The organism is Streptomyces sp. NPDC030222 (assembly GCF_055573115.1).
On the sequence record NZ_JBVICA010000016.1, the window covers coordinates 91,036 to 115,612 of the forward strand.

Consider the following 24,577-nt stretch of genomic DNA (forward strand, 5'->3'; position numbering starts at 1 on the left):
CCGTGCGGACTCCGGAGAACCACCCGTCCGGTTCCGTCAGCCCCGTCGGACCGTGATCGTCGTCCAGGCGCCCACGTGCACGCGGTCGCCGTCCTGGAGCGGGACCGGGATGTAGGGCTGGATCGGCTCCTCGGCGCCGTTGATCGTCGTGCCGTTGGTGGAGTTCTGGTCGACGACGGCCCACGACCCGTCGGGCTGCTTCACCAGCACGGCGTGCTGATGGGAGACGCCCGGGTCCTCCGTCGGCACGGACAGGTCGATGTCCGGGGACTCGCCGGTGCTGTGCCGGCGGCGCCCGATGGTCATCTGGTTGCCCGAGAGCGGCCGCTGCTGCTCCGGCGAGTAGGCGGGGAGGTTCAGTCCGACGGCGTCCGGGCCGCTGCGGTGCATCATCGCCATGAAGTACGCACGGTCGGGGCTGATGGTCACGCTCCATGGCATGGGCGCGTCGGGTACGGCGAACGGCTCCGCGGGTGCGGCCGCCGGAGCCTGGGCATGCGGAGTCCCGGCCGGATCCGGGAACGGCGGCGGGGCGGACGGCACCGGCGACGACGGCTGGGGTTCCTGCTGTGCCGGGGGCTGCTGTGCCGACTGCGGCGGCGACAGCACCCAGTCGTCGCCGTCCGGCGCGGGCGGCTGCGGGAACGCCGGCGCCGGTGGCGGTGGCGGGGGCTGCCGGAAGACCGGCGGAGGCGGCGGCGGTCCCTGAGGTGCCGCCTGCGGGGCCGAACGCACCGACGGGTCGCCGGTCAGCGGCTCGGCGGGACGGTTCACCTGCGAGGGCCGCGAGCTCTGGTAGCCGAACGGGTCCGGATGCGGCGCCCCAGGGTAGCCGGGCGGCGGGGTCGTACCCGGTCCGTTCTGCGGTCGCGGGGACACCGGGGTGTAGGAGGTGGCCCTGTTGGTGAGGAAGTTCCAGCGGCACTCCTCGCAGTACGGCGCGTTCGCCTCGCGCGGAGTGCGGCACTGCGGGCACAGCTCCGCCTGGAAGGTGGCGTCGGGATCCTGCGGGAAGCCGTAGCCGGACGCCGGAAGCCCGCCGGCCGGGGCCCCGGGCGGCGGCCCGGGGGGTGCCGGAGGACCGGCGGGGGCCCCGGGGCCGGCGAGCGGGGGCGGTGGCGGGGGCGGCGGAGGAACCGCACCGGTCATGCGGTGGCCACAGACCTCGCACCAGTCCTCGGATCCCGACTGGTGTCCGTTCGGGCAGGTCGGCATGTCGGCGCTTCCCCCTTTCACTCCGGTACTTCTGCTTCCCGGTGCCTCAGTACGTTCGATGCCGTCACTTCTTGACGCGAACCGTCTTGGTGGAGCGCGTTTCGAGTGTCATCTCGTCCGCCTCCGCGACTTTCGCCTTCAATCGCACAGTACCCGTCGTCGCGTCGACGACATCCACCACCTTCGCCAGCAGCTTCGCGGTTCCCTCGTTCCCGGAAGCCGCAGCAAGTTGCACGGCCCGGCCCAGCTTGGCGGTCGCGCCGTCGAAGTCCCCGGATTTACGGGCGTCCAGGCCCTGCTGGATGACCCGGGCGAGCTCGGCCTGTCCCGTGTAGTGGGCGACCTGAGGATTGATCGACGTCGACGCCGCCATGTCGTCCGTCCACACGGCCCGTACGAGTCCCTGCGAAAGGGTTTCCGGGGCGCCGCCGTCGGCGGAGGGAAGGATCAGCGAGACCCGGGCCGCGAGCATCTCCCGGCCGATTCCCGCTGCCGGAACCCGTACACAGACGTGGTAGTCGCGGGACTCGTCGCCCCACGAGCCCGTCGGGTAGTCGCCCGCGCGCGGCCCAGCCTCCGTGCGGCGCGCGGTGAGATCCTCGACGGCCGGCGCCACCTGCTTGACGAACACGATCTCGGCGCCGAGCGGCGTCCACAGCCGCAGCGCGACGTCCGCGACCTCCTTGCCCATGGCCTGCTCCATCATCTGCGTGAAGTCCGCGGCCAGGCCCGCCGGATCGGCGACGATGTCGGCCGTCCCGAGCAGGGCGGAGGCGATACCGGTGACCTCCTTGATCTCCCAGTCGGTGCCCACACCGCGGGCGTCGCAGGTGAAGCGGCCCGCGCAGTCGTCCAGGGCGGCCCGCAGGTCCTCCGGCTTCTCGTGCTCGTTCCGTCCGTCGGTGAGCAGGATGCCGTGGCGAATGGGCGCCTCGGACGCGGAGAGCAGCCGGTCCGCGAGCCGCAGCCAAGTGCCGATCGCAGTACCGCCGTTCGCGTCGAGCCCGCGCAGCGCCTTCTTGGCCTCGGCGCGCGTCGTCGCGTCGGCGACTGCGAGTCCGCCGCCTCCCGGATAGACCTCCTTGGCCTCGTGGGTACCGGCCACGACGGCGAACGAGGTGCCGTCGCGCAGCGTGTCGACGGCCGCTGCGGTGGCGTCCCGGGCGTTGCGCATCTTCGTCGGCGGATAGTGCATCGATCCGGAACAGTCGACCATGATCACGACCGCCGCGCCCGTGCCCCGGCCGGGCTGCGAGGACGGGGACGACGTTCCGGCCCCGGGCAGCGGCAGCCCGCGACTCGTGCCGCCGCCGGTCGCGGTGACCGTGACGATCGCGTCGACCTCACGGCCACCGTCCGGGAGGTACTCGTTCTGGTACACCTCCACGGAGAACCGCGGCGCATGGGACTTGGCGAAGTTGGCCATCTGATCGGCTCCTTGAGGACGTTGCGGATGGACGGGCTCAGGTGCTTGCGGACTTACGGACTTTCGGACTCGGGACTTGCGGGCTGCCGTGCTTCGGCATCGTCGGGCGGCCGGCGGATCCAGGGCTCGGGGACCGCCTCTTCGGGCGAGCCGACGAGCCGACGAACCGCGAATCCACGAGCCGCGAGCTGACGGACGTACGAGCTGACGGATGTACGAGCCGATCGATGGACGAGCCGACGGACAGACGGACGTTCAGACAGGACAGGCGGGGACCGGCCGACAGGCGGAACAGGCGGAACAGGCGGAACAGGCGGAACAGGCGGACAGGCGGAACAGGCGGACAGGCGGAACAGGCGGACAGGATGCCGTCGGTGCTGCCGGGCGTGGGAGCCCACGCGACAGCACCCGCGGTGGTGTCCCGCGCCGCGCCCTGATGCACGGGCACGGCACGGCGGAGCACGGCGCGGCGGACGCACCCGGTGAGGCCATACGGCAAAACCGGACGGAAGCCCCGTCGCCGGTGTTTCAGGCGGATCCTGCCCCGGCCTCCGGCAGCGCGAACGGGAGGACGGCCACTGTTACGTTGTCGTGCCCCCCGCCGTCCAGGGCGTGACCGACCAGGACCTGCGCGCTGTGCAGGGGCCGTTCCGCGGCATCCGACGGCAGTACGCGTGCCAGGTCGTCCGCACCTTCGGCGTAGTTCCACAGGCCGTCGGTGCACACGACGACCACGCCCGGCCGGTCCGGCTTGAACGAGGCGGTGTGCGGGTCCAGTTCGTAGGCGTCCGCGCCCAGCCAGCCGGTGATCGCGTGGGCGCGGTGGTCCGCGTACGCGTCGGCCTCGCTCATCAGACCGGCCGCCACCATTTGCGCCGCCCAGGAGTCGTCCTCCGTGAGCCGGGCCGGGGGAGTGGCGCGGTCGTCCGGCACCCAGTAGGCCCGGCTGTCGCCGACCCAGCCGATGACCAGCAGGCCGCTCGCCACGACCGCGCCCACCAGGGTGCAGGCCGGGGCGTTCTCCTGGCTGTCGGCCTGGCCGGCCCCGTCCGCGAGGGCGGTCACGGCCTGGTGCGCACCGACGATCGCGTCGTGCATCGCGGTCTGCGGATGCGTGCCGAGCGGCAGGGAGCGGAGCAGTGATTCGTCCGCGGCGCGGGAGGCGGCCGCCGAGGCCTCGTCCGGCCGGCGCGAGGACGACACGCCGTCGCAGACGATCGCCACGGTGGCCTGTGTGCCGTCGGGCAGCGCCGCCGCCGACACCGTGAAGGAATCCTCGTTGCGGTGGTGCCGCAGGCCGCGGTCGCTGACCGCGGCGACCCGGTCCAGCTCCTGTTCCATGTGGTCGCGTTCGCGGGGCTGCGCGTGACCGCAGTTCTCGCAGTACCCGTCGTCGTCGACCCGGCCGGCCCGGCATGCCACGCACACCGTCCCGTCGTCGGCGCCCGTCACCACCGCGGTGAGGTCGACCGTACGGGCGTCCGGCACGGACGCAGCGGCCGGCTCCGGGAGCGTGAAGTCGCCCGCCGGGGCGTGCGGACGGTCGTACCGCACGGCGGGCGCCCCCCGGCCGGCACCCGCCGGGGCGTCCGGCGCGGCACCGTACGCGTCACCTGCCGCCGGCTGCCCGTGCGGTGTTCCCGGCCCCTCACCGGAGGTGGTCGCCGGGTGTCGGCCCTGCACGTGTCCACCGGCCGGGAGGCCGGTGCCGTAGGTGCCGGGCGCCGGGCCCGCGGGCGTGTCCGGGGAGTACGGGTGTCCGGTGGGCGTCTGCGTGTGTCCGTGTGCCTCGTGCGTCGTGCCCGCCGGGGCGACCGGCGCGGACGGCGGCGACGCGGGCTGCGGGGCGGGCAGCGTGTAGTCGCCGGTGGCCGTGTGGGTGCCCTGCGCAGGGAGACGGCCGCCTCCGGAGTCCGTCCCGGAGAGGTCCGCGGAGTGCTGGACCCGGGCAGGAGCCTCCCCGCCGGCCGGTCCCGCGGCGGCGGGCCACTCGACCACGCCGCCCGGGGGCGCCAGGGCGACCGTCGGGTGGTCGTCCGGCCGGGGCGGGACGACCGAGAGGTCGTACCCGCACCTGCCGCAGAACAGGTCACCCGGCGCCGGCGGCTCCTCGCAGCTGGGGCAGGCCGACAGTTGAGGCATCTGGGACATCACTTCACACCCACGTCCGGGGGCGGAACCGGTTGGCGCGTTCCACCAGGTCGATCCGTTCCTCGCCGCGCCTGGCGAGCCGGGCAAGCACCCGGTACGAACGCTCCAGGCCCAACCGCAGCCCGCGTTCGTCGCATTCACTGTCGAGCAGGTTCCCGCTGCTCCCGGGGCCGGCGCCGGCGCTCCCGGACAGCACCCAGTCCAGGGCGGTGCCGAGCACCTCCGCGGCGAGCCCTTCGCGGCGCACCGCGTCGAGACCGAGGGCGCCGAGCGCCTCCACCTGCCGCGCGGCCGCCGCGAGGTCGTCGCGGAGCGGCTGGGCGGGGTCCCGGCGGCGCAGCCGGGACCGCACCGCGGCGACCCGGGCCGCGGTGTAGTGGATCGAGGACTTGGGCACCGACTCCAGGGTGCGGACCGCGGCCTCGCGGTCCCCGGTGGCGAGCTGCACCCGGGCCAGCCCGAAGGCGGCGCTCACATAGCTCGGGTCGGTGGTCCACACCAGCCGGTAGTACTCGGCGGCGTTGTCGAGCTGGCCGAGCACCTCGGCGCAGGCCGCGAGGGCCAGCTTCGGGGCGGGCTCGCCGGGGAACGCGTCGTAGACCGCGTCGAAGGACAGCGCCGCGTTCTCGTAGTCGCGGATCACGAGCGAGGCGACACCGCGGTACCAGACGATCCGCCAGTCGTCGGGGTGGTGCGTCTCCAGCTCCACCAGTGCGGCGGTCGCGGCGGCCGGTTCACCCATCTCCAGCCGTGCCCGCAGCTCGCGCAGCCGGCGTTCCACCGAGTCGACGGGCGCCGCGGCGAGCCCGCTGATCAGCTCGGCGGGTGCGGCGGCCATGAGGCCGGCGAGGAAGCCGGCGTTGGGGTCGGTCGGGTCGATGCGGGGCACCGGAAGCCCGAGCGCGGCCGAGGCTGCGTCCAGGTCGGCGAGGTACGCCTCGGGGGCGGAACCGGACTCGTCCGGCGCAGTCCGTGGCGCCGGCACCGTGACGCCCGCACTCTCCGCCGGTACGCCCCTCGCCGGTACGGCCGCTACGGGAGCCGTTCCCGGGGCCTTGACCGCTGCGGCCACGACCGCCCCCGTGCCTGCGGCCGCCTCCGCCCCCGCGGCCGTCACCGGCCCCGGGCCCGTGCTGGCGGCCTTGCGGAAGAACCCCCGGCCCGTCGGGACCGGCCGCACGCCCAGCCGCGACACCTCCCCGGTCAGCTCCTCGAACAGTTCCGTGTCCGTGACCCGCTCCTCGGGGTCGAACAGGGTGGACAGCGCGGGCCGCGGGGTGCCCGACTGGAGGGCCACGACCTCCCGCAGTACGCCCGTCAGCTGCTCGGCCATCTCCGACGCCGACGCGAAACGCCGGGCCGGATCGGGGTCAGTGGCCCGGACGAGGAGGCGGTAGAACGACTCGTACTGCCGGAAGACCTCGATGGTGTCCGGGTCGGGCAGGCTGTCCGCGTACATCGTGGTGTAGCCCTGGAAGTCGAAGGTCAGCACCGCCAGGGTCCGCGCCACCGTGTACAGGTCGGAGGCCACCGAAGGGCCGAGTTCTGCGACCTCGGGGGCCTGGTAGCCGACCGTGCCGTAGATCGCGGACTCGTCGTCGTCCGCCCTGCGGACCGCGCCCATGTCGATGAGCTTGAGCTCGCCCTCGGTCTGTATCGCGTTGTCGACCTTGAAGTCGCAGTACAGGAGGTTCCTGCTGTGCAGATGGCCCAGGGCCTCCAGTGCCTCGATCCCGTAGGCGCACGCCTGCCCCACCGGCAGGGGGTCGCGGCGGCCGTCCGTGGCGCGGCGCTCGTTGGCGATCTCCTTCAGGGACTTGCCGCCGACGTACTCCATGACGATGTAGCCGTCGAGGGACCCGGTCCGCTGGTCGAGGTGCTCGACGAAGTTGTAGATGCGGACGATGTTGGAGTGCTCGATCTCGGCGAGGAACCGCCGCTCGGAGATCGCCGCCGCCATCGCATCCTGGTCGCCGGTGTCCAGCAGGCCCTTGAGTACCACCCAGCGGTTCGACACCGCCCGGTCCACGGCGAGGTAGATCCAGCCGAGACCGCCGTGCGCCAGACAGCCGATCACCTCGTACTGGCCGTGCACGATGTCGCCGGCCCGCAGCTTCGGCACGAACGAGTACGGGTGGCCGCACTTGGTGCAGAAGCCCTCGGTGCGGCCCGGCCGGTCACCACGGGCCCGGCCCACCGGGGCCCCGCAGTCCGACCGCGAGCAGAATCGCTTCCGCTCGGGAACCTCGGGGTTCTCCATCACCGCGGAACGCGGGTCCGGACGTGGTACTTCCGGTACGTCGACGAGGCCGGCGCCCAGCCGGTTGCGTCCCGACACGCCGGTCGCCGTACGGGAACTGCGCACCGACACCGACCGGGCCGAGGACTGCCCGGACAGGGCGCGGGACAGCCGGCCCGACACCGACCGGCGGGAACTCTTGGACCGCGCCGACCTCGCCGACCTCGCCGACCGGGACGAGCCGGCCGACCGCGACGACGATCCGCGGCTGCCCCGGGCACCGACCGCCACCCCGGTCGGCGGGGACGCGATCATGCCGCCGGGCGACACCACGGGCGCTAGTCCGCAGGTGTCGCAGTACAGCTCGCCGCCGCCCATGTCCTCGTAGGCGCCGGTGCAGCCGGGCCGCTGGCAGGAGGCCGGTGCGCCGGATCCGCCCGGAGTGCCCCGGCCGGGGGCGCCGCCCGATGTCGTCAGGGGCGCGAGTCCGCAGGTGTCGCAGTAGAGTTCGCCGCCGCCCATGTCCTCGTAGGCGCCGGTGCAGCCCGGACGCCCGCAGGTGCCGTGCTCGCTCATGCTCCCGCCTCCCGTGGTCCCCGGAGCTCCGTCATCACGTGGCATCCCCCCTGTGGTCCTGCGGCCCCGCCTGACGGGGGACCAGTGCCTCGGCGGCGGCCTGCTGGTAGCGCAGCACGGCCTGTTCGGCGGCCCGCAGATCGCAGGGCGCGCTCCACAGCATCCGGCGGGCCACGTCGTAACGTTCGATCAGCAGCGGATCCTCCGCCATGCCGTGCCGGGCGACCTTGGCCCGGTACGCGTCGAGCCGGCCGCGGAGTTCCGCGCGGACGGCCAGCGGCGCGGTGACCGCGGTCAGCGATTCCCGGGCCCGGTGCAGTTCGTCCTCGGCCTCCTGTTCCAGCGACTCCAGCAGCGGCGACAGCCGGTGCCACCGCGCGTGCCTGCGGTACTCGGCGGCCGCCGCCAGCCGCTCCTGGAGGGCGGTCGGCGGTCCGCTGACCGCCGGCACCTCCGACGCGGCGATCTTCGCGAGGACCTCCCCTCGGGCCGCGCGGGCCTCCGCGAGCGTACGGTCCGCCCGGGAGAGCACGTCCCGCAGCCGCATCAGCCGCGCCTCGGCGTCCTGCCGCACGGAGAGCACCGCTTCGATCTCCCGCCGCACCTCGTCCAGTGCCCGGGCCGCCCTGTCGTACCGCTCGGTGTCGGGACGGCCGCCGCCGGGGGCCGAACTGCCGGGAGCGCGCACCCAGAAGGCCAGCGGGTCCGACACCACCTGTTCGCGCAGCGCCGACAGCTCGCCGGTGATCGACTCCAGGTCGTCGCCCGACGGGTGCTCGCCCGGACGCACGCCCACCGAGTGCGCGAGGGCGCGTGTGCGGTGCAGTTCCGCGGCGAGCAGGTCGATCCGGGCGGGCAGCGCCGACCACACGGCGTCCGCCGCGACCACCAGGTCCAGCGAGCTCGCGTACAGCTCGTTCATCCGGTCCACCAGCTCCTCCAGGGAGAAGCTCTCGGTGAGCCGGGCGGGACCGGTCAGCGAGGGAGCGGGGTGTGACGCCGAACCGGCGACGGTCACGCTGCGGCCGCTCAGCCGCTCGGTGAGCTCCGCCAGTTCCTCGCGGGACGGCCAGCGGCGCCGGGCCCGCAGTTCCCTGGCGTCGGTCACGGCCGCGGTGTAGGCGTCGAAGTACGTCCACAGCAGGGTGATGGCCTGCTCGGTGGCGGCCCAGCGGTCCTTGGTGACGCCGGTGAGCCCGGCGCCCTCCAGCAGCCGTCGGCCGGCGTGGTCCTGGAGGGCGAGCAGTGAGGTCTCGATCGCCTCGTGCTCGGCGCCGAGGCGCGCCAGCGTACGGTCCACCGCGTCCCGGTCCATCACCGGTCCCGGGGGTCCCGTCACGCCCATCGATCACCTCTCCGTTTCGGCTTGTCGCTCGGTCAGTCGTTGCGGTACTTGGGCGCGGGCGGCGCCGTGATGCCGGGCAGGTCCGCCGCCAGCCACTTCTGGTAGGCGCGCATCCAGGGGCTGCCCGCTCCCCCCGCCCGGTAGGTGACGAGCACCTGGTTGACACGGCGGACCAGATCGGCGTTCTCGAGCTTCGTGGCCACCCCGTAGTACTCGGTCGTGAACGGCTTCCCCTTGAGCTCGACCGCGGGGTCCTGGGCGGCCTGTCCGGCCGCCAGGGCGTTGTCCGTGACCACTGCGTCGGCCTCGCCCATCTGCAGCCTGACCAGGCAGTCCAGTTGGTTCGGCACGGTCTGGTCGTCGCCTTCGAAGACCGCGCCGAACGACTTCTCCTTCAGCGCGTCGTACGCCGTCGAACCCTTGGCCGTGCACACCTTCTTGCCGCGCAGCGAGTCGTCGTAACCGGTGACCGGCGACTCCTTGGGGGCGAGGACCTGCTGGCCGGCCTGGAAATAGGCGGTCGAGAAGGCCACTTGCCCGATGCGCTTGCAGTTGATCGTCATCGTGCGGACCACGACGTCGACCTTTCCCTTCTGCAGTGCGTCGATGCGCTGGTTGGTCGGGATCGCGCGGTAGATGACGGCGTCGGGGTCGCCCAGGATGTTCTGCGCGATGGCCCGTACGAGATCGATGTCGAAGCCCTCGAGGGTGCCCGTCGCCGGATTGCGGTATCCCCACCGGAAGCTGTTCTGGTCGACGCCCGCGACGAGCTTGCCCGCCTTCTTGATACGGGCGATCGCGGGACCGTCCCCGCTCGACGGGGTCAGACTGGCCTCCGGGTCCTTGCAGTCGTCGTCCTTCAGCGGTGCGGCCGGGACCGCCACGGGCACCCGCGCCGCGTGGGTGCCCGTGGCGCCGTCGGCACCGGACGTCCCGCCCCGGAGGGCGAGCGGAAGGAGCACCGCTGCGGCCGTCAGCGCGCATGCGGCCGCCACGGCGGCGCGGCGGCGGCCGCGCCGCGGTCCGGGTCCGTCCGTCTCGTTCCTTCGGTCCTTGCCGCTCCGGTTCGCGCTGCTCTGCCGGTTCTTGCCACCGGTGTGCGTCATCCCGCCCCCTGCTCGCCGTATCGCCATCGGGCTCACCTGTACTCCGCGAGCCTGCGGCTGATGCCCACGCCGATCCCCGCGGCGGCCAGCAGCGCGAGCACCATCGCGCCGGCCGGAAGCCCCGTGAACGCGCCCCGGCCGTCCTCCGCGGCGCGGGTGAACTGGCGCTGCTCCACGGCGAGTGCCTGGTCGAGCGCCTTGTCCACCCGGTCGAAGGACTCCCCGGTGGAGCCCTTCGGCGACCCCCTGTCGCCGATGACCAGCTTCAGCGCGCCCGCGTAGTCACCGCCGTCGTCCGTGCTGCGGGCCGTCTTGTGCCGTTCACGCCACTCGGTGACGGCCGCGGTGGCGTCCTCCACGGGGTCGGCGCCCTGTTTCTCGTCGGCGAGGGTCCGTGCCTGTTCCAGCGAGACCTCGGCGGCGGTCATCGTGTTGCCGTAGTCGTCCTCGTACTTGTCCTTCTTGCCGTCCGTCGTGAGCACGGCGCCGCGGGCCACCAGCGTCAGGTTCTCGTTCGCACGCGCCTTCAGGGCGAACACCCGGGCGTCGTTCAGGGCCTGGAGCGACTCCTGGCCGTGCACCCTGGCCTCCTGGAGGTCGGCGCGCGCCACCGTGTGGCCCACCACCATCCACAGCAGCAGCACCACCGACGCGGCCGAGGCGGCCAGCAGCCCGTGGCTGAACACACGGTTGGTCCGCAGGAAGTGACGGCGCTGCGCCCAGCCGAGCACGGCCAGCGCCAGCAATCCGAGGACGACCGAGAACAACGGCCAGGACCGGGCGTCGCCGTGGTCCTCGTTCAGCCGCACGGTCTCCGCCTTGTAGAGCTGTTGTGCGGCGGGCAGCAGCTCGTTCGTCATCTTCTCGTTGGCGTACCGCAGATAGGCACCGCCCAGCGGCAGGCCCTGCCGGTTGTTGGCCCTGGCACGTTCGACGAGCCCGGTGTACCGGGGCAGCGCCTCGTTCAACTCGGCTATGTGACGACCGGACTCGGTCGAACCGTCCGTGTTCGCGGCTGCCTTCACCAGCAGCCGGGACGCGGTCGCGATGTCCTTCTCGTAGCGTGCGACGACGGCCGGCGGCTCGTGCGCACCCGCCAGGAACCCGCTCGCGGCCGCCGTGTTGGCGTCCGCCAGCGAGCGGTGGATGCTCGCCGCGTCGGCGCTGAGCGGCTGGCTGCTGTGCACCACGGCTTCCGCGGCCGCCTCGCGCTCCGACAGTTCCCACGAGGCCACCGCCCCGAACAGCACGACCACCAGCGCCGCCACGGCACCGATGATCCACAGCCGTCCGGGCTCGGTCGTCGCGGCGGCGCGCAGCCTGGCCTTCGACTCGGCCCAGGCGACCCGGCGCTCGGTCGGGTGGTGCCCCGTGCGCACACTCGGCGGATTTGCCACTTGACCTCCCCCTCGGTCACTGACGGTGGGATCATGATGCCCTGTGCGACGTCGCGCCGACAGACCCGCCCACCGTCGGAACCCCGTCTTGTACACGCCGTCCCAGTGCCCGCAGTTCCTGCCGGGGGAGCGCACGGCGACCGACGGCCCCTCAGACCACTGCCCCGCGTGCGTAGTGGGCGCGCAGTGCCTCGTGTGCCGCGGTCGGCGCGACGAGCCGGTCGAGACCCAGCAGGGCGGCGCCGAGCACCGGGGGAGCGGTCACCACGCGGGGTTGCGCGAGCGGGGCGCGCTCGGCGAGCCGCGACGCGACGCGCTCGATGAGCCGGGGGTGGCGTGCGGCCAGCACACTGCCGCCCAGCAGGACCGGAACAGGCCGGGTCAGCAGGCCGAGGCGGGTGAGGGCGACCGTCGCCAGGGCGACGATCTCGTCGGCCTGGCGGTCCACGACGGCGCCGGCCAGCGGGTCCCCGGCCGCCGCCACCGCGAACAGCACGGGCGTCAGTTCGTGCGTGCGCGCCGGCGCGATCCGGCCCAGGTGCAGTGCTTCGATCAGGGCGTACACGGTCGGCAGCCCGAAGTGCGCCGGCAGCGCCTCGGCGAGCGCCGTGGCGTCGCCGCGGCCGTCCTCGGCGCGGGCCGCGAACCACAGGGCCTCCTCCGCCAGCCCCGCTCCGCCGCCCCAGTCGCCGGAGATCCGTCCGAGCGCGGGGAACCGGGCGGTCCGGCCGTCCGGGGTCATTCCCGCGCAGTTGATGCCGGCCCCGCACACCACGGCGACCCCGCACGGGTCCTCGCCGGAGGGCAGGCCGGCGCGCAGGACCGCGAAGGTGTCGTTGCGCACCGTCACGCTTCCGGCCCAGCCGCGGGAGCGCAGCGCGGCGGCCAGCTGCTCCTCCTCGACCGGCAGGTCGGCATGGGCGAGACATGCCGAGAGATGCCCGGCGAGCGGCCCCACGGCGCGCGTCCCGGCTGCCGCGGCGGCTCGCGCGACGGCCGCGGCGAGCTCGTCGACCGCCGCCGCCACGCCGACGACCGGCGGCCGGAAGCCGCCGCCGCGCGCCGTTCCGAGGACCCGTCCGTCCGCGCCGACCAGGGCCACGTCCGTCTTGGTGTTGCCGGCGTCGACGGCCAGCACCGCCGCGGTCACGCCCACGGCAGGTACTCCCGGTTGTGGGCGACCAGCCGGTCGGTGAGTGCTTCCGCGTACGCGTACTGGCCGATCAGGGGATGGGCGAGCAGAGCCCTGAAGACCCGGTCCCGGCCGCCGCGGAAGGCGGCCTCCAGAGCCAGGTCCTCGTACGCCGAGACGCTCGCGACCAGTCCGGCGAACAGCGGATCGAGTGCGGGCACCGGGAGCGGAACGGGGCCGTCGGCACCGACGCGGGCCTGGACCTCGACGACGGCGTCGTCCGGCAGGAACGGCAGCGTTCCGTGGTTCAGCGTGTTGACGACCTGGACCGGGCTGCCGCCGACGCCCAGCAGTGCCGCAGTGAGGTCGACGGCCGCCTCCGAGTAGAACGCCCCGCCGCGCCGGCCGAGCAGGGCCGGCTTCTCGTCCAGGGCCGGGTCGCCGTACATCTCGAGGAGCTCCCGTTCCAGCGCGGCGACTTCGGCCGCGCGGGACGGCTTGCCGGAGAGCTCCCCGACGACCTCGTCATGGGCGTAGTAGTAGCGCAGGTAGTACGACGGGACGGCGGCGAGGCGGTCCAGCAGCGGCCGCGGCAGGCCGAGGTCGCGGGCGATGGTGCCGGCGTGTCCGGCGAGCAGCCGGGGCAGCACGTCGGTGCCCTCGGGGCCGCCGAGCCGTACGCCGAGTTCCCAGGTGAGGTGGTTGAGGCCGACGTGGTCGAGATGGACGTCCCGAGGAGGCACCTCCAGGAGCCTCGCGAACTTCCGCTGGAGCCCGATCGCCACGTTGCACAGCCCGACCGCCCGGTGGCCCGAGCGGAGCAGCGCCCGGGTGACGATCCCGACGGGGTTGGTGAAGTCGACGATCCACGCCGAGGGGTTGGCGCGCCGGACGCGTTCGGCGATGTCGAGGACGACCGGGACGGTGCGCAGGGCCTTGGCGAGTCCACCCGCACCGGTGGTCTCCTGGCCGACACAGCCGCAGTCCAGCGGCCAGGTCTCGTCCTGTTCCCTGGCCGCCTGTCCGCCGACGCGCAGCTGGAGCAGGACCGCGTCGGCGCCGGCGACCGCCGTGTCCAGGTCGGTGGTCGTGGCGACGACCGCGGGGTGCCGCTGCCGGGCGAGGATCCGCCGGGCCAGTCCGCCGACCCGCTCCAGCCGGTCCGCGGCGGGGTCGACCAGGACGAGCCGGCGGAGCGGGAGGGTGTCCCGGAGCCGGGCGAATCCGTCGACCAGTTCGGGGGTGTAGGTGGATCCGCCACCCACGACGGTGAGTTCCATGTGGCCGGCCCTTCACTCGGGAGGGTGACGCCCTCGACGAAGACCTTCCGCGTGAGGAGGAAGGCGAGGATCACGGGGCCGTGACCGGCACGGTCGCGGCCGTGGCCTGCGGGTCAGCTGCTCGGCAGGCTCTGTGGTCGGGGTTCGGGTCGGTGCGGTGTGGTGCGGTATCGAAGGGATCCGGGCAAGCCCGGCTCCCGGAAAGGACACTCGGGCCGTGACTCTGGTCTGGGCGGCGGGGTTCTCGGAGTCGGTCGGACGGACGGACGACGGATGGATGGTCGACGGACGGATGGTCGGACGGACAAGCGGGCGCGGGCCGGGGGATCGAGGCGCGGGAGTGTCCCGGCCCCCGCGGATCACTTCGCGATATTGGCGCCCGGGGTCGCACTCTGGGCCGGAATCGGGGACGCGGCCACCGACTGGGGCGAGGACGACGACGCGTAAGCGGACGGCGCGGCGACGCCGGCGGCCGGGTCGGCCGGCGGCGTCGCCGCGCCGTCCACCACGGCCGGGCCGCCGACGATACGGATGCCCGCCGAGTCCAGCGCCTCCTTGATGCGCCAGCGCAGCTCCCGCTCCACGCCCAGCGCCTTGCCCGGCATCGTCTTCGCCGAGACCCGCACGATCATCGAGTCGAGCAGCACCGAGTCCAGCCCCAGCACCTCGACCGGACCCCACAGGCGCTCGTTCCACGGCTCGTCCTTGGCCATCCCCGCCGCGGCCTCACCGATCACCGCGCGGACCCTCGCCAGGTCCTCGGTGGGCCGGACCTGCACGTCCACCCCGGCGGTGGCCCAGCCCTGGCTCAGGTTCGCGATCCGCTTCACCTCGCCGTTGCGCACGTACCAGATCTCACCGTTGTCGCCGCGCAGCTTCGTCACCCGCAGGCCGACCTCGATGACCTCACCGGTCGCGACACCCGCGTCGATCGTGTCGCCGACGCCGTACTGGTCCTCAAGGATCATGAAGACACCGGACAGGAAGTCCGTCACGAGGTTCCGCGCGCCGAAACCGATCGCCACGCCCGCGACGCCCGCGGACGCCAGCAGCGGTGCCAGATCGATCTTGAGCGCGCCCAGCACCATCAGCGCCGCCGTACCCATGATCAGGAACGAGGTCACCGAACGCAGCACCGAGGCGATGGCCTGCGAGCGCTGGCGGCGACGCTCCGCGTTGACCAGCAGACCGCCCAGCGACGTCCCCTCGACGGCCTCCGCGCTGCGGTTCATCCGGTCGATCAGCTTGGTGATCGCCCGCCGGATGACCAGCCGCAGCACCACGGCGATCACCACGATGAGCAGGATCCGCAAGCCCACCTCCAGCCAGGTGGACCAGTTCTCCTCGACCCATCCCGCGGCCTCCGTGGCCGACTGCTGGGCCTCGTCGAGGGTCACGGGCGTCGTCGTGGACGCCCCGGCCAGGCGGGTGGACCAGAGCACTGCGGTACCTCCAGAACGGGCAAGGGGGTGCATTCACACTAGCGGGGCACCGCGCGTGTCCCCCAACCCTCAAGGCCCGGAGAGACGTGGCTCACGGGACCGCGCCGGGATACGGGGGCGGCGCACGGGGGAGGAAGGGGCTGTGGCCGAAAACACTTCGGACCCGTTACCGGGACGTGGTGGCGCTTCGACCAGGCATGAGGAGAGACTGAGAACAGATCGTCCCGGCGCGAGCCACGCGCCGCCGGCGTACAAGGAGGCATCCGCCGTGCCACACGTCCTGGTCCTCAACGCGTCGTACGAGCCACTCGGCGTCGTACCGCTCCGCCGTGCGCTCATCCTCGTCCTGGAGAACAAGGCCGTCTGCCTCGAGGAATCCGGCGCCTTCATGCATAGTGCGACCCGTGTCATCCCGGCGCCCAGTGTGGTCCGGCTCAAAAGATTCGTGCGGGTCCCCTATCGGGGGCCCGTTCCGTTGACCCGTCGTGCCCTGTTCGCCCGGGACGGCGGGCGTTGCATGTACTGCGGCGGCGTCGCGACCAGCGTCGATCACGTCATCCCGCGCAGCCGTGGCGGAAAACACGCGTGGGACAACGTGGTCGCCGCGTGCCGCCGCTGCAACCACGTCAAGGCCGACCGCCACCTGATGGAGCTCGGCTGGCGCCTGCGCCACCAGCCGGCCCCGCCGACCGGCCTGGCCTGGCGCATCATCGGGACCGGCCACCGCGACCCCCGCTGGCTCCCCTACCTTCGTCCCTACGGCGCGGACGACGCCATCGCCCGCATCGAGGGGGTGAAGGAACCCCTCGCGGGGTGATCCCTGCCCCGCGGCAGGCGTCCCGGTCGCCGCCGTCCGGTCGCCGGCCGGGCCGGTCGCAGCGGTGGGCGCCGATCTGCGAGCGACCGCAGGCACACGACGGCGCCGGTCCCGCCGCATCCGTCACTCCGCGACACGCCCGTCACACCTGTATCCGTCGCTCCGCGACGGCGCCTGTCACGCCCACGTACGTCACTCCGCGACGGCGTACGCCTCCACCGAGAACAGTGACACGCCGAAGCGCGTGGCCCGCCGGTCCGTCAGGACGCGGACGAACCGCACGTCCGCCGCGTCCATACGGACCGACTCGCGGCCACCCCGGCCTTCGCGGACCTGCGCCGCCGTCCGCCAGGCGAGGCCGTCCGACGACACCTCGATCCTGTACCCCGATGCGTACGCCTCCTGCCAGTGCAGCACCACCTGACCCAGCCGTACGGGCTGCGGCAGCTCGGTCTGCCACCACGCCCCGTCCTCGGCCGGTGACGACCAGCGTGTGGCCGGGTCGCCGTCCGCCGCGGAGGTCGCCGGGAAGTCCGGCGTCTCGTCGCCGGACGAGGACGCACGGCCGGCCCGGACCAGGTCCTGCCCACCGGTCCTGGGGTACGCCCGCACCTTCACCGTCCGCTCCTGTCCCGCGAAGGACAGCACCACGGGGTACTCGCCGGCCGCGGCGTCCTTCGCGACGGCGACCGTGACGGGCACGGTGGCCGTCGCACCGCGCGGGAGCGTGATCCGCTTGGGCACGGACACCGCGACCCCCTTGGGCGCCCGTACGGTGAACGCCCCGGACACCTCGCCGGGCTGCCGTCCGGTCAACCGGACGTCGATCCGCTCCGGTCGTCCGCCTATCTCCGCGTCGGCCTCGCGGCGCACGGGCTCCAGCGCCGCCTGCGGCTCGTCCGCGAACCACGGCACCAGGGCCCGCACCGACGGGGCGGGCGAGTCGGTGTCCGTCGCCCAGGCGATGCGCAGGGCGTCCACGCGCAGACCTTGAACCGCCGTGTGCGTCCAGCCCGTGGGGGACACCTTCCCGAGCGTCCGCCAGCCCTTGCCCGGCACGTACGCCTCCAGCACCGCACCGCCGTCGGCGCCCGGACCGGTCAGTGCGGTCACCGCCGCCAGCGGACGTGCCTCGCTCAGCTTCAGGGTGTACGCCCCCGGTGCCCGGCCGCTCCGCCCGGTCGGCCGGTCGGTGCCCGTCCACGCCGCCGACTCCTTCACGGCCCGGTCCAGGAACGCACCGAGCACGCCCCGGCCGACGGTCACCGGGCCCTGCGCCGCCGCCTTGCGCAGCGGTTCCATCTTCAGGGAGGCCCGCCACGCGGCGGCCCCGTCCCCGGCCGCCTGCGCACTCAGCATGTCCACGGCCAGCTCACCGGCCCGTCCGTACCGCGCGAGCTGCTCCGTCCACGGCTGCACCTCGGTGTCCAGGTCCCCGCCCGCGACACCCCGCAGCCGCTCCGGGGACTCCCGCATCACCGTGAACGCGGCCCGCAGCCGCTGCGCCGCGCGGTCCCGGACCGCCCGGTCGGCCACCCCGCGGGACGCCCAGAACGCGTCGACCAGCGGCCGCAGGTAAGCGGACTCCGGACCGCCGAGCACCGACGAGGAATTGTTGCCCGCGAGGGCGAGCAGCGCGTCCCGTGCCCGAGCGTCGCCGTCCGCGAGATCCTCGACGGCGGCCCGCCACGAGTCCTCGGGCCGGTACTCCTTCGGGTTCCACGCGAAGTCGGCGGCCGTGAACAGCGGGATCCTGGAGGCCGACGCCTGCTGCATCGCATTGGCCAGCAGCGCGGCGGAACCGACCGCCACGGCCGGCTCCCGCCCGGTGTACGGACCGAGGAAGACTCGGTCCCGTGCGTAGTCGTTGACGGGGTAGTTGTCCATCGTGACCAGGGCGTGCCGGAACACCGCGCGGGTCTGGGCCAGTTCGGCGCCCGTGATGGTGCGTGGCACCACCCCGACGCCGGTCCACGCCACCTGCACCCTGCCGTCCAGCTCCCGGGCCAGCGCGCGCCGGTAGTCAGTCGCACCTTCCTGGTAGAACTCGGTCGGCATCAGCGTCAGCGGCGCCGCATCCGGATGGCGGCGGGTCAGGTGGTCCGCCACCGCGCCGGCCACCCGGGCCTGGGCGCGTGCCGCCGCCCCCGGGCCCGAGCCGAACCGGTCGGCGTCCTTGTCGCAGTGCCACTCGCTGTAGCTGACGTCCTGGAACTGCAGCTGGAACGCCCGTACGCCCAGTTCCCACATCGCGTCGATCTTCCGGTTCAGCGCCGCGACGTCGTCGTCGGAGGCCAGGCACATGGCCTGCCCCGGGGACACGGCCCAGGCCAGCGTCACATGGTTGCGGGCGGCCCGGTCGGCCAGCGCGCGGAACTCGGCCCGACGCTCGGCCGGATACGGGTCGCGCCAGCGCGCCTGCCGGTAGGGATCGTCGCCCGGGGCGTACGCATAGTGGTTCTGCTTGGTGCGGCCCATGAAGTCCAGGTGCTCCAGCCGCTGTTCGCGGGTCCACGGCCGGCCGTAGAAGCCCTCGGCCGTCCCGCGCACCGCCGCGGCGGGCCAGTCCCGCACCACGACACCGGGCACCGCGCCGTCCCCGATCAGCTGCCGCAGGGTCTGCACCGCGTGGAACAGCCCGTCCTCGCCGGTGCCGTCCAGCGCGACGACGCCCCGCGCGCCGGCCGTTCCGGTCGCCAGCCGGTAGCCGCCGGCGGGCAGATCGGCCCGTTCCGTCGCTCCCAGAGCGCGAAGGGCCTCCACGGCTCCCGCCCCGCCCGCTCGAATGACCGGACCGCGGGCCGGTAGCGGCTGCTCCGGTCCGACGACGTGCAGGATCCGCACCCCGGCGTCGCGCAGCACGGTCCGCAGCGCCTCGATCGCGTACGGATCGGCGCCTGCGCCGGCCACCAGGCTCACCTCGTCGCCGAGCGGGACGGCCGGGCCGCGCGCCGCAAGGGACTGGGGGCGCGGCCAGACGGCCGTCGCGGCGGACGCGTCGTGCGGCACGGAGGGCTGTGCGGGCGTCGCGGCAGGCGCGGGCGTCGCGGCGGGATGCGTGGAGGACGGGGACGGCCGAGCGGGAGGTGACGGAGGCACAGGAGGTGCAGGTGTGGCGGAAGGCGCCGGTGTGGCGGGAGGCACCCGGGTCGCCGGTGGCGCGGGTGGCGCCAGGGGAGCCGGTGCGGCGAGCGTGCAGGGTGCCACGCCGAGCAGTCCGCCGGCCACGGCCACCGCGACGGCCGTAGCCCTCCACTTCCGCCCGAGCTGCACGGCGTCCCCTCCGTCGTCTGCAGATGCCTGTCGACCACATCACCCGGTGTCGAGGGTGTCAATGACTGGGGCCGATGCGCCGGGATTGGCGTTACCCGCTCGTACGGGGCAACTCCCGCGCCGCACAGGGATTGTGACGAGCGCCATAGCGGCGGAACGTATACAACGGTCCACGTCTGCCCCCGTGCGAACGGGGTAGGGCTGATCCGTCGCCTATGTCGCCGATTTCTTGGAGAACGCTCGTGGCCGTGCAGGAGATCGAGCAGCCACCGACCGTCGAACCGCCGCGCGTGGGCGTCGGTCCGGCTCATGGCGCGGCCCGCCGCGGCCCCTGGGTGGTGGCTCGGACGCCCCGCGGGGGAGCCTGAGATGGGCCTCGCCCGGCTCGCCGCGCTGCACGGCGTGGCCACCTCGTACGAGCCCTCCGCGGGCCGCACCGTCCCCGTTGCGGACAGCACGGTGGTGGCCGTCCTCGCGGCACTCGGCGTCGACGCGTCCACGCCCGAGGCGGTCGCGGCGTCGCTCACGGCCGCGGAGTCGGCCGCCGCGGCCCGGCTGCTGCCTCCCACGGTGGTCCACTGGCTCCCCTCCGCCGGACCGCCCGCCACGGCCGCGGCCCTCCCGCCCGGCACGCGTGTGCGCGTCACCACGGAGCACGGCGAGGTCCTGGAGTGGCGCGTACCTGCGAGCGGCGACGATGGACCGGGCGCTACGGCCGGTGGTCCCGCGCAGGACGGCTCCGGACACGAGCGTGACGGCCATGTCGCAGCTGCGTACGAGGGGTCCGCACGCGGCGGCTCTGCGTACGTCGGCCTTGGGCACGAGTGCCCCGCAGTCGACGGCCCCGCGCAGGACGGCCCCGCACATGGCGGCCCCGCACAGGCCGGCCACGCGTACGAGGGGGCCACGATCGAGGGGCGCGGGCCGGCCGACGCGATCGGCGGTCGGCCACCGGGCGACGGCGGGCAACCGTCGATCCCCGCCCCCGCCGTCGGCCCGGGCGACGCGATCCCGGCCCCGGCCGGAGGCGGAAACGAGGCGATCCCCGTCCCGGCTGCCGGTGACGGCGGCACGTACCCGGTCTCGTCGCCGCGCGAGGACACGTTCGCTGTCTCCGCCGTGGACGGCAACGCCGCGATCCGTGTACCGGCGTCGGGCGAGGGCGACGGGAACCCGGACTCCGCGGCGGGTGAGGGCGACGGGCCCGTCGGCCCGCCGTGTAAGGGGCACACGGTCCCGGAGTCCACCCCACCCGAGATCGGCCCCGTGCCGGGCGTGCCGCGGTCACTCCACGGCCCCATGGCCACCGACGCCGGCCGGGACACCTGGGACGCCCTGCCCCCCGGCGTGCACCGAATCCGCGTCCGTACCCCCGAGGGCCTGACCGGGGACGGCACGCTGATCGTCGCGCCGCACCGGGTGCCGCAGCCGGCCGGGCCGGTGCACGGCTTCCTGGTGCAGCTCTACTCCCTTCTGTCCGGCCGTTCGTGGGGCATGGGCGACCTCGGGGACCTCGCCGAGCTCGCGTCCTGGGCGGGACGGACCCTCGGCGCGGGGTTCGTCCAGGTCAATCCGCTGCATGCGGCCGTGCCCGGCACGCCCACCGACCCCTCGCCGTACCGCCCTTCGTCGCGACGGTTCCCGGACCCGGTGCACCTGAGGGTCGAGGACGTGCCGGAATACCGGTACGTACGGGACAGGTCCCGGCTGGCCCCCTTGCTCGACAAGGCGGACGCCCTGCGTACCGCCGTCCTCCGCGAAGGCGCCCTGATCGACCGGGACGCGGTCTGGGAGCTGAAGCGGGAGGCGCTGGAGATCGTGGCCGCCGTGCCGCTCGGGCCCGGACGGCGCGCCGAGTACTGCGACTTCCTGGCCGAGCAGGGCCGGGCGCTGGAGGACCACGCGACCTGGTGCGCGCTCGCCGAGGTGCACGGCCCGGACTGGACGTCCTGGCCGGCAGGGTTGTGCGACCCACGGTCGCCGGAGACCGCGCGTGCCCGGGCCGGACTGCTGGACCGGGTCGACTTCCACTGCCGGCTGGCCTGGCTGACGGACGGCCAGCTGGCCTCCGCGCAGCGGGCGGCGCGCGACGCGGGCATGGGCGTCGGCGTCGTCCACGACCTCGCGGTGGGCGTGCACCCGGGCGGGGCGGACGCCTGGGCCCAGCAGGAGGCGTTCGCGTCCGGCATGTCGGTGGGCGCCCCGCCGGACGCGTTCAACGCGCGCGGGCAGGACTGGGGACTGCCCCCGTGGCGCCCGGACGTGCTCGCGGAATCGGGCTACGCCCCGTACCGCGGACTACTGCGCGGTCTGCTGCGGCACGCCGGGGCGCTCCGCATCGACCATGTGATGGGCCTGTTCCGGCTGTGGTGGGTGCCGGAGGGCCGGGAGCCGACGGAGGGCACGTACGTCCGGTACGACGCGGAGGCGATGCTGGCCGTCCTGGTACTGGAGGCGCACCGCGCCGGCGCGGCGGTGATAGGGGAGGACCTCGGGACGGTGGAGCGGGGGGTGCGGGAGACGTTGCGGAGGCACGGCGTGCTCGGCACCTCGGTGCTGTGGTTCGAGCGGGACTGGGATGGCTCCGGCCGGCCGCTGCCCCCGGAGTCGTGGCGCGAGGGCTGTGTGGCGACGGCCACGACCCATGACCTGCCGTCGACGGCGGCCCGGCTCACCGGGGAGCACGTCGGGCTGCGGCACCGGCTGGGGCTGCTCACCCGCCCGCTGGAACAGGAGGCGGCCGAGGACGCGGTGGAGGTCACGGACTGGCTGCGGTTGCTGGCCCGCGAGGGGCTGCTCCCGGAGGGACCCGGAGACGAGGAGGGGGCGGTGCGTGCCGTGTACCGGTTCCTGCGGCGCACTCCGGCCCGGATGATCGGCGTGTGGCTGCCGGACGCCCTGGGCGACCGCCGACCGCAGAACCTGCCGGGGACCTGGGACCAGTATCCGAACTGGCGGCTGCCCGTGGCCGACGTCGGCGGCCGGCCGGTGGCCCTGGAGGAGCTGGCCGGGGCGGCCCGGCTGCATGCGCTGATGGACGTGTTCCGGGAGCCGCGGACCTGCGGGAGGCCCCGTACGGCACCCCCGGGCGCGCGGTCCCGATAGCCGTTCGCTACGTTTGCACCGTGGACAAGAAGAACGCCCTGCGCGCCGGCGCCCTCGCGGCCGGTACGACGCTCATGATGCTGCTGATGTCGTCTCCCGCGCTCGCGCTGACCCGTGACGACGGTGACGACCCGGGCCAGACGCTGAGCCTGGCGGAGACGCTCGGGCTGTTCGTGGTGCTTCCGATCGCGCTGTTCGTCGTGATCGCCGGCCTGGTCATGGTGCTGGACAAGTCCGACAGGCCCCGCAAGGCCTGAGTCCCCGGCGGTTTTCCTGGGTGTCCCCGGGTGCGTGAGCGCGCCCGGGGACACCCTTTTTCAGCCCTCGGCGGCTCGTCGTCGGCGGGTCGGCGGGCCGTCCTCGGCACGGTCCGCGTCGCGGGCCGCCCGCCCCGGCCGGGCCACGACGGGCCCCCGGCCGCCGGCACGTGGTCAGAGGCCGCCCGTGAACAACAGCCGACCGGGTGTGTCCCCGGTCACCGTCAGGGCGTCCTGGGTGGACTGGGAGATCAGCCACGAGCGGACGGCCGACGCGCCGGCCGTGGGATTCGCCGCCCTGTACAGCGCCGCCACACCCGTGACGTGCGGGGCGGCCATCGAGGTGCCGCTCAGGGCGACGCCTCCGCCGCCCAGCCGGGCCGACACGATGTCGGTGCCCGGAGCGAGCATCGACAGGCACGAGCCGTAGTTGCTGAAGTCGGTCTCGACGTCCTGCTTGTCCGAGGCGCCGACCGCGAACGCGTTCCCGGCGCTCGCCGGCGAGAACTCGCAGGCGTCCTCGCCGCTGTTGCCTGCCGCGACGACCGGCAGCACCCCGCGCGCGGCGACCGCGTCGACGGCCTGGTTCACACCCGGCGAGTACGACCCGCCGAGCGAGGCGTTCATCACGGCCGGCTGCTTGGCGTTCGCCGCGACCCAGTCGAAGCCCGCGATGACCCCCGAGGTGGTTCCCACGCCGTCGCACCCGAGGACGCGGACGCTCACCAGGGACGCTTCCCGCGCCACGCCGTACGTCGCCCCGGCGGCCGTGCCCGCCACATGCGTGCCGTGGCCCTCGCAGTCCTTGCCCTGCCGGCCGTCGCCGACTCCGTCGTAGCCGAACCTGGCACGCCCGCCGAACTCGCCATGCGTGTAGTCGATGCCCGTGTCGACGACGTAGACGTTGGTGCCCCGGCCTGCTCCCTTCGTCGTGAACCCGTTGTCCAGCGGCAGCTTGCGCTGGTCGATCCGGTCCAGGCCCCAGCTCCCCGGCGGCGCCGCCGACGCGGTCACCTCGGCGTCCTCCTCGACGGACGCCACCCCCGGGAAGTACCGGATCGCGGTCAACTGCGCGGGGCTGAGCTGCGCCGCGAAGCCGCGCAGGGCGTTCCCGTAGACGAAGTTCGGCCGCAGCCCGAACTGCCCGACGACGGACGACGGTTCGTAATCCGGTTCCAGCGTCACGATGTAGCGGCCGGGCAGGGCGCCGGCCGAGCGGTGCAGCGGAGCCGGGGATCCGGTGGCCGCCGGCGGCGTGCCGGGGGACCTGTCGTCGTCGGCCGCTGCGCCGACGGCGGACCCCGCGAGCAGCGAGGTGAGCAGCAGTGCGGCGGCGGTGCATCGGGCGAACAGCTGCATAGGGACTCCGATCGGGGCGGTGGGAACTCGGACGGGTGGAAAAAGTGATCACAGGCCTTTTCGTCCCGCCCGGGACGGCGCTTGAGCGGAGTCATACGAACGCCGGGCGCGTGCCCTTCGCGTGGCGGCTCCGTGCGCTTGCTTCGCGGCTCCCGCCGCCCCGACCGGAAGGCGTCCTCCCCGTACGCTGCCGGTACGGCCCGAGGGAGAGCGGTGGGACGTACGGAAGCCCGCGGTGCTGCGCACGCCGAGGGACCGAGGCACGCTGCCCGTGACCGCGGAGGCGCTCTTGGCGCCGACGCCGTCCGCAGGGTCGCAGCAGCCGACCGGTCCGGCCCGGCATGGCCCGCGGCGGAGCCCCGTCCGGGAGTTGTCGTGCGCGGGCTCGGGGGCCGGTCGGCCGCGCCGCCATGTGAGGGCCGCGATCCCCGGGGTGCCGAGGAGGGCGGGCGGTCTC

At 74.0% G+C, this 24,577-nt stretch carries 15 protein-coding genes; 3 read left to right on the forward strand and 12 right to left on the reverse strand.

Annotated elements, in window-relative coordinates:
- Positions 1–36: 36 nt before the first annotated feature.
- The 10 genes from ACZ4Z5_RS22755 to ACZ4Z5_RS22800 all read right to left on the reverse strand — a co-directional run bounded on the left by ACZ4Z5_RS22755 (position 37) and on the right by ACZ4Z5_RS22800 (position 15,309).
- Positions 37–1,215, reverse strand: a complete 1,179-nt coding sequence (locus tag ACZ4Z5_RS22755; RefSeq protein WP_468265540.1) for an FHA domain-containing protein — start codon at positions 1,213–1,215, stop codon at positions 37–39.
- A gap of 64 nt (positions 1,216–1,279) precedes the next feature.
- A complete protein-coding gene (locus tag ACZ4Z5_RS22760; RefSeq protein WP_468265542.1) occupies positions 1,280–2,641 on the reverse strand; it encodes a vWA domain-containing protein in 1,362 nt (453 codons plus the stop codon).
- Positions 2,642–3,169: 528 nt separating this feature from the next.
- A complete protein-coding gene (locus tag ACZ4Z5_RS22765; RefSeq protein ID WP_468265544.1) occupies positions 3,170–4,792 on the reverse strand; it encodes a protein phosphatase 2C domain-containing protein in 1,623 nt (540 codons plus the stop codon).
- Between the two features lie 4 nt (positions 4,793–4,796).
- Positions 4,797–7,607 (reverse strand): serine/threonine-protein kinase, encoded by a 2,811-nt coding sequence (locus tag ACZ4Z5_RS22770; protein WP_468265546.1) that lies wholly within the window; start codon positions 7,605–7,607, stop codon positions 4,797–4,799.
- Positions 7,608–7,641: 34 nt separating this feature from the next.
- Entirely contained in the window at positions 7,642–8,952 is a 1,311-nt protein-coding gene (locus ACZ4Z5_RS22775) for a hypothetical protein (RefSeq protein ID WP_468265548.1), read from the reverse strand.
- 32 nt (positions 8,953–8,984) lie between these two features.
- Entirely contained in the window at positions 8,985–10,058 is a 1,074-nt protein-coding gene (locus ACZ4Z5_RS22780) for a glutamate ABC transporter substrate-binding protein (protein ID WP_468265550.1), read from the reverse strand.
- A 32-nt stretch (positions 10,059–10,090) separates the two neighbouring features.
- The gene (locus ACZ4Z5_RS22785) at positions 10,091–11,455 is read right to left on the reverse strand and encodes a hypothetical protein (protein WP_468265552.1); all 1,365 of its coding nucleotides are present in this window, start codon (positions 11,453–11,455) and stop codon (positions 10,091–10,093) included.
- 151 nt (positions 11,456–11,606) lie between these two features.
- Positions 11,607–12,611: an N-acetylglucosamine kinase gene (locus ACZ4Z5_RS22790; RefSeq protein ID WP_468265554.1), complete on the reverse strand. Its 1,005-nt coding sequence runs from the start codon at positions 12,609–12,611 to the stop codon at positions 11,607–11,609.
- The gene (locus ACZ4Z5_RS22795) at positions 12,602–13,867 is read right to left on the reverse strand and encodes a 6-phospho-beta-glucosidase (protein WP_468265556.1); all 1,266 of its coding nucleotides are present in this window, start codon (positions 13,865–13,867) and stop codon (positions 12,602–12,604) included. Before ACZ4Z5_RS22795 ends, ACZ4Z5_RS22790 begins: the two co-directional genes overlap by 10 nt.
- 359 nt (positions 13,868–14,226) lie before the next feature.
- Positions 14,227–15,309 (reverse strand): mechanosensitive ion channel family protein, encoded by a 1,083-nt coding sequence (locus tag ACZ4Z5_RS22800; RefSeq protein WP_468265558.1) that lies wholly within the window; start codon positions 15,307–15,309, stop codon positions 14,227–14,229.
- Between the two features lie 268 nt (positions 15,310–15,577).
- Between ACZ4Z5_RS22800 and ACZ4Z5_RS22805 the strand changes: the two genes are divergently transcribed.
- Positions 15,578–16,126, forward strand: a complete 549-nt coding sequence (locus tag ACZ4Z5_RS22805) for an HNH endonuclease (protein WP_468265560.1) — start codon at positions 15,578–15,580, stop codon at positions 16,124–16,126.
- A 192-nt stretch (positions 16,127–16,318) separates the two neighbouring features.
- Here the strand turns inward: ACZ4Z5_RS22805 and ACZ4Z5_RS22810 are convergent, their stop codons facing one another.
- The gene (locus ACZ4Z5_RS22810) at positions 16,319–19,399 is read right to left on the reverse strand and encodes a beta-N-acetylglucosaminidase domain-containing protein (protein ID WP_468265562.1); all 3,081 of its coding nucleotides are present in this window, start codon (positions 19,397–19,399) and stop codon (positions 16,319–16,321) included.
- 369 nt (positions 19,400–19,768) lie between these two features.
- On the opposite strand from ACZ4Z5_RS22810, the gene malQ reads away from it, so the two are divergent.
- Together malQ and ACZ4Z5_RS22820 are read left to right on the forward strand one after the other, a co-directional pair.
- Positions 19,769–22,504, forward strand: a complete 2,736-nt coding sequence (malQ, locus tag ACZ4Z5_RS22815; RefSeq protein ID WP_468265564.1) for a 4-alpha-glucanotransferase — start codon at positions 19,769–19,771, stop codon at positions 22,502–22,504.
- Positions 22,505–22,524: 20 nt separating this feature from the next.
- The gene (locus ACZ4Z5_RS22820) at positions 22,525–22,761 is read left to right on the forward strand and encodes a hypothetical protein (protein ID WP_468265566.1); all 237 of its coding nucleotides are present in this window, start codon (positions 22,525–22,527) and stop codon (positions 22,759–22,761) included.
- A gap of 174 nt (positions 22,762–22,935) precedes the next feature.
- On the opposite strand, the gene ACZ4Z5_RS22825 is transcribed toward ACZ4Z5_RS22820, so the two are convergent.
- Positions 22,936–24,120, reverse strand: a complete 1,185-nt coding sequence (locus tag ACZ4Z5_RS22825; RefSeq protein WP_468265568.1) for a S8 family peptidase — start codon at positions 24,118–24,120, stop codon at positions 22,936–22,938.
- Positions 24,121–24,577 lie beyond the last annotated feature (457 nt).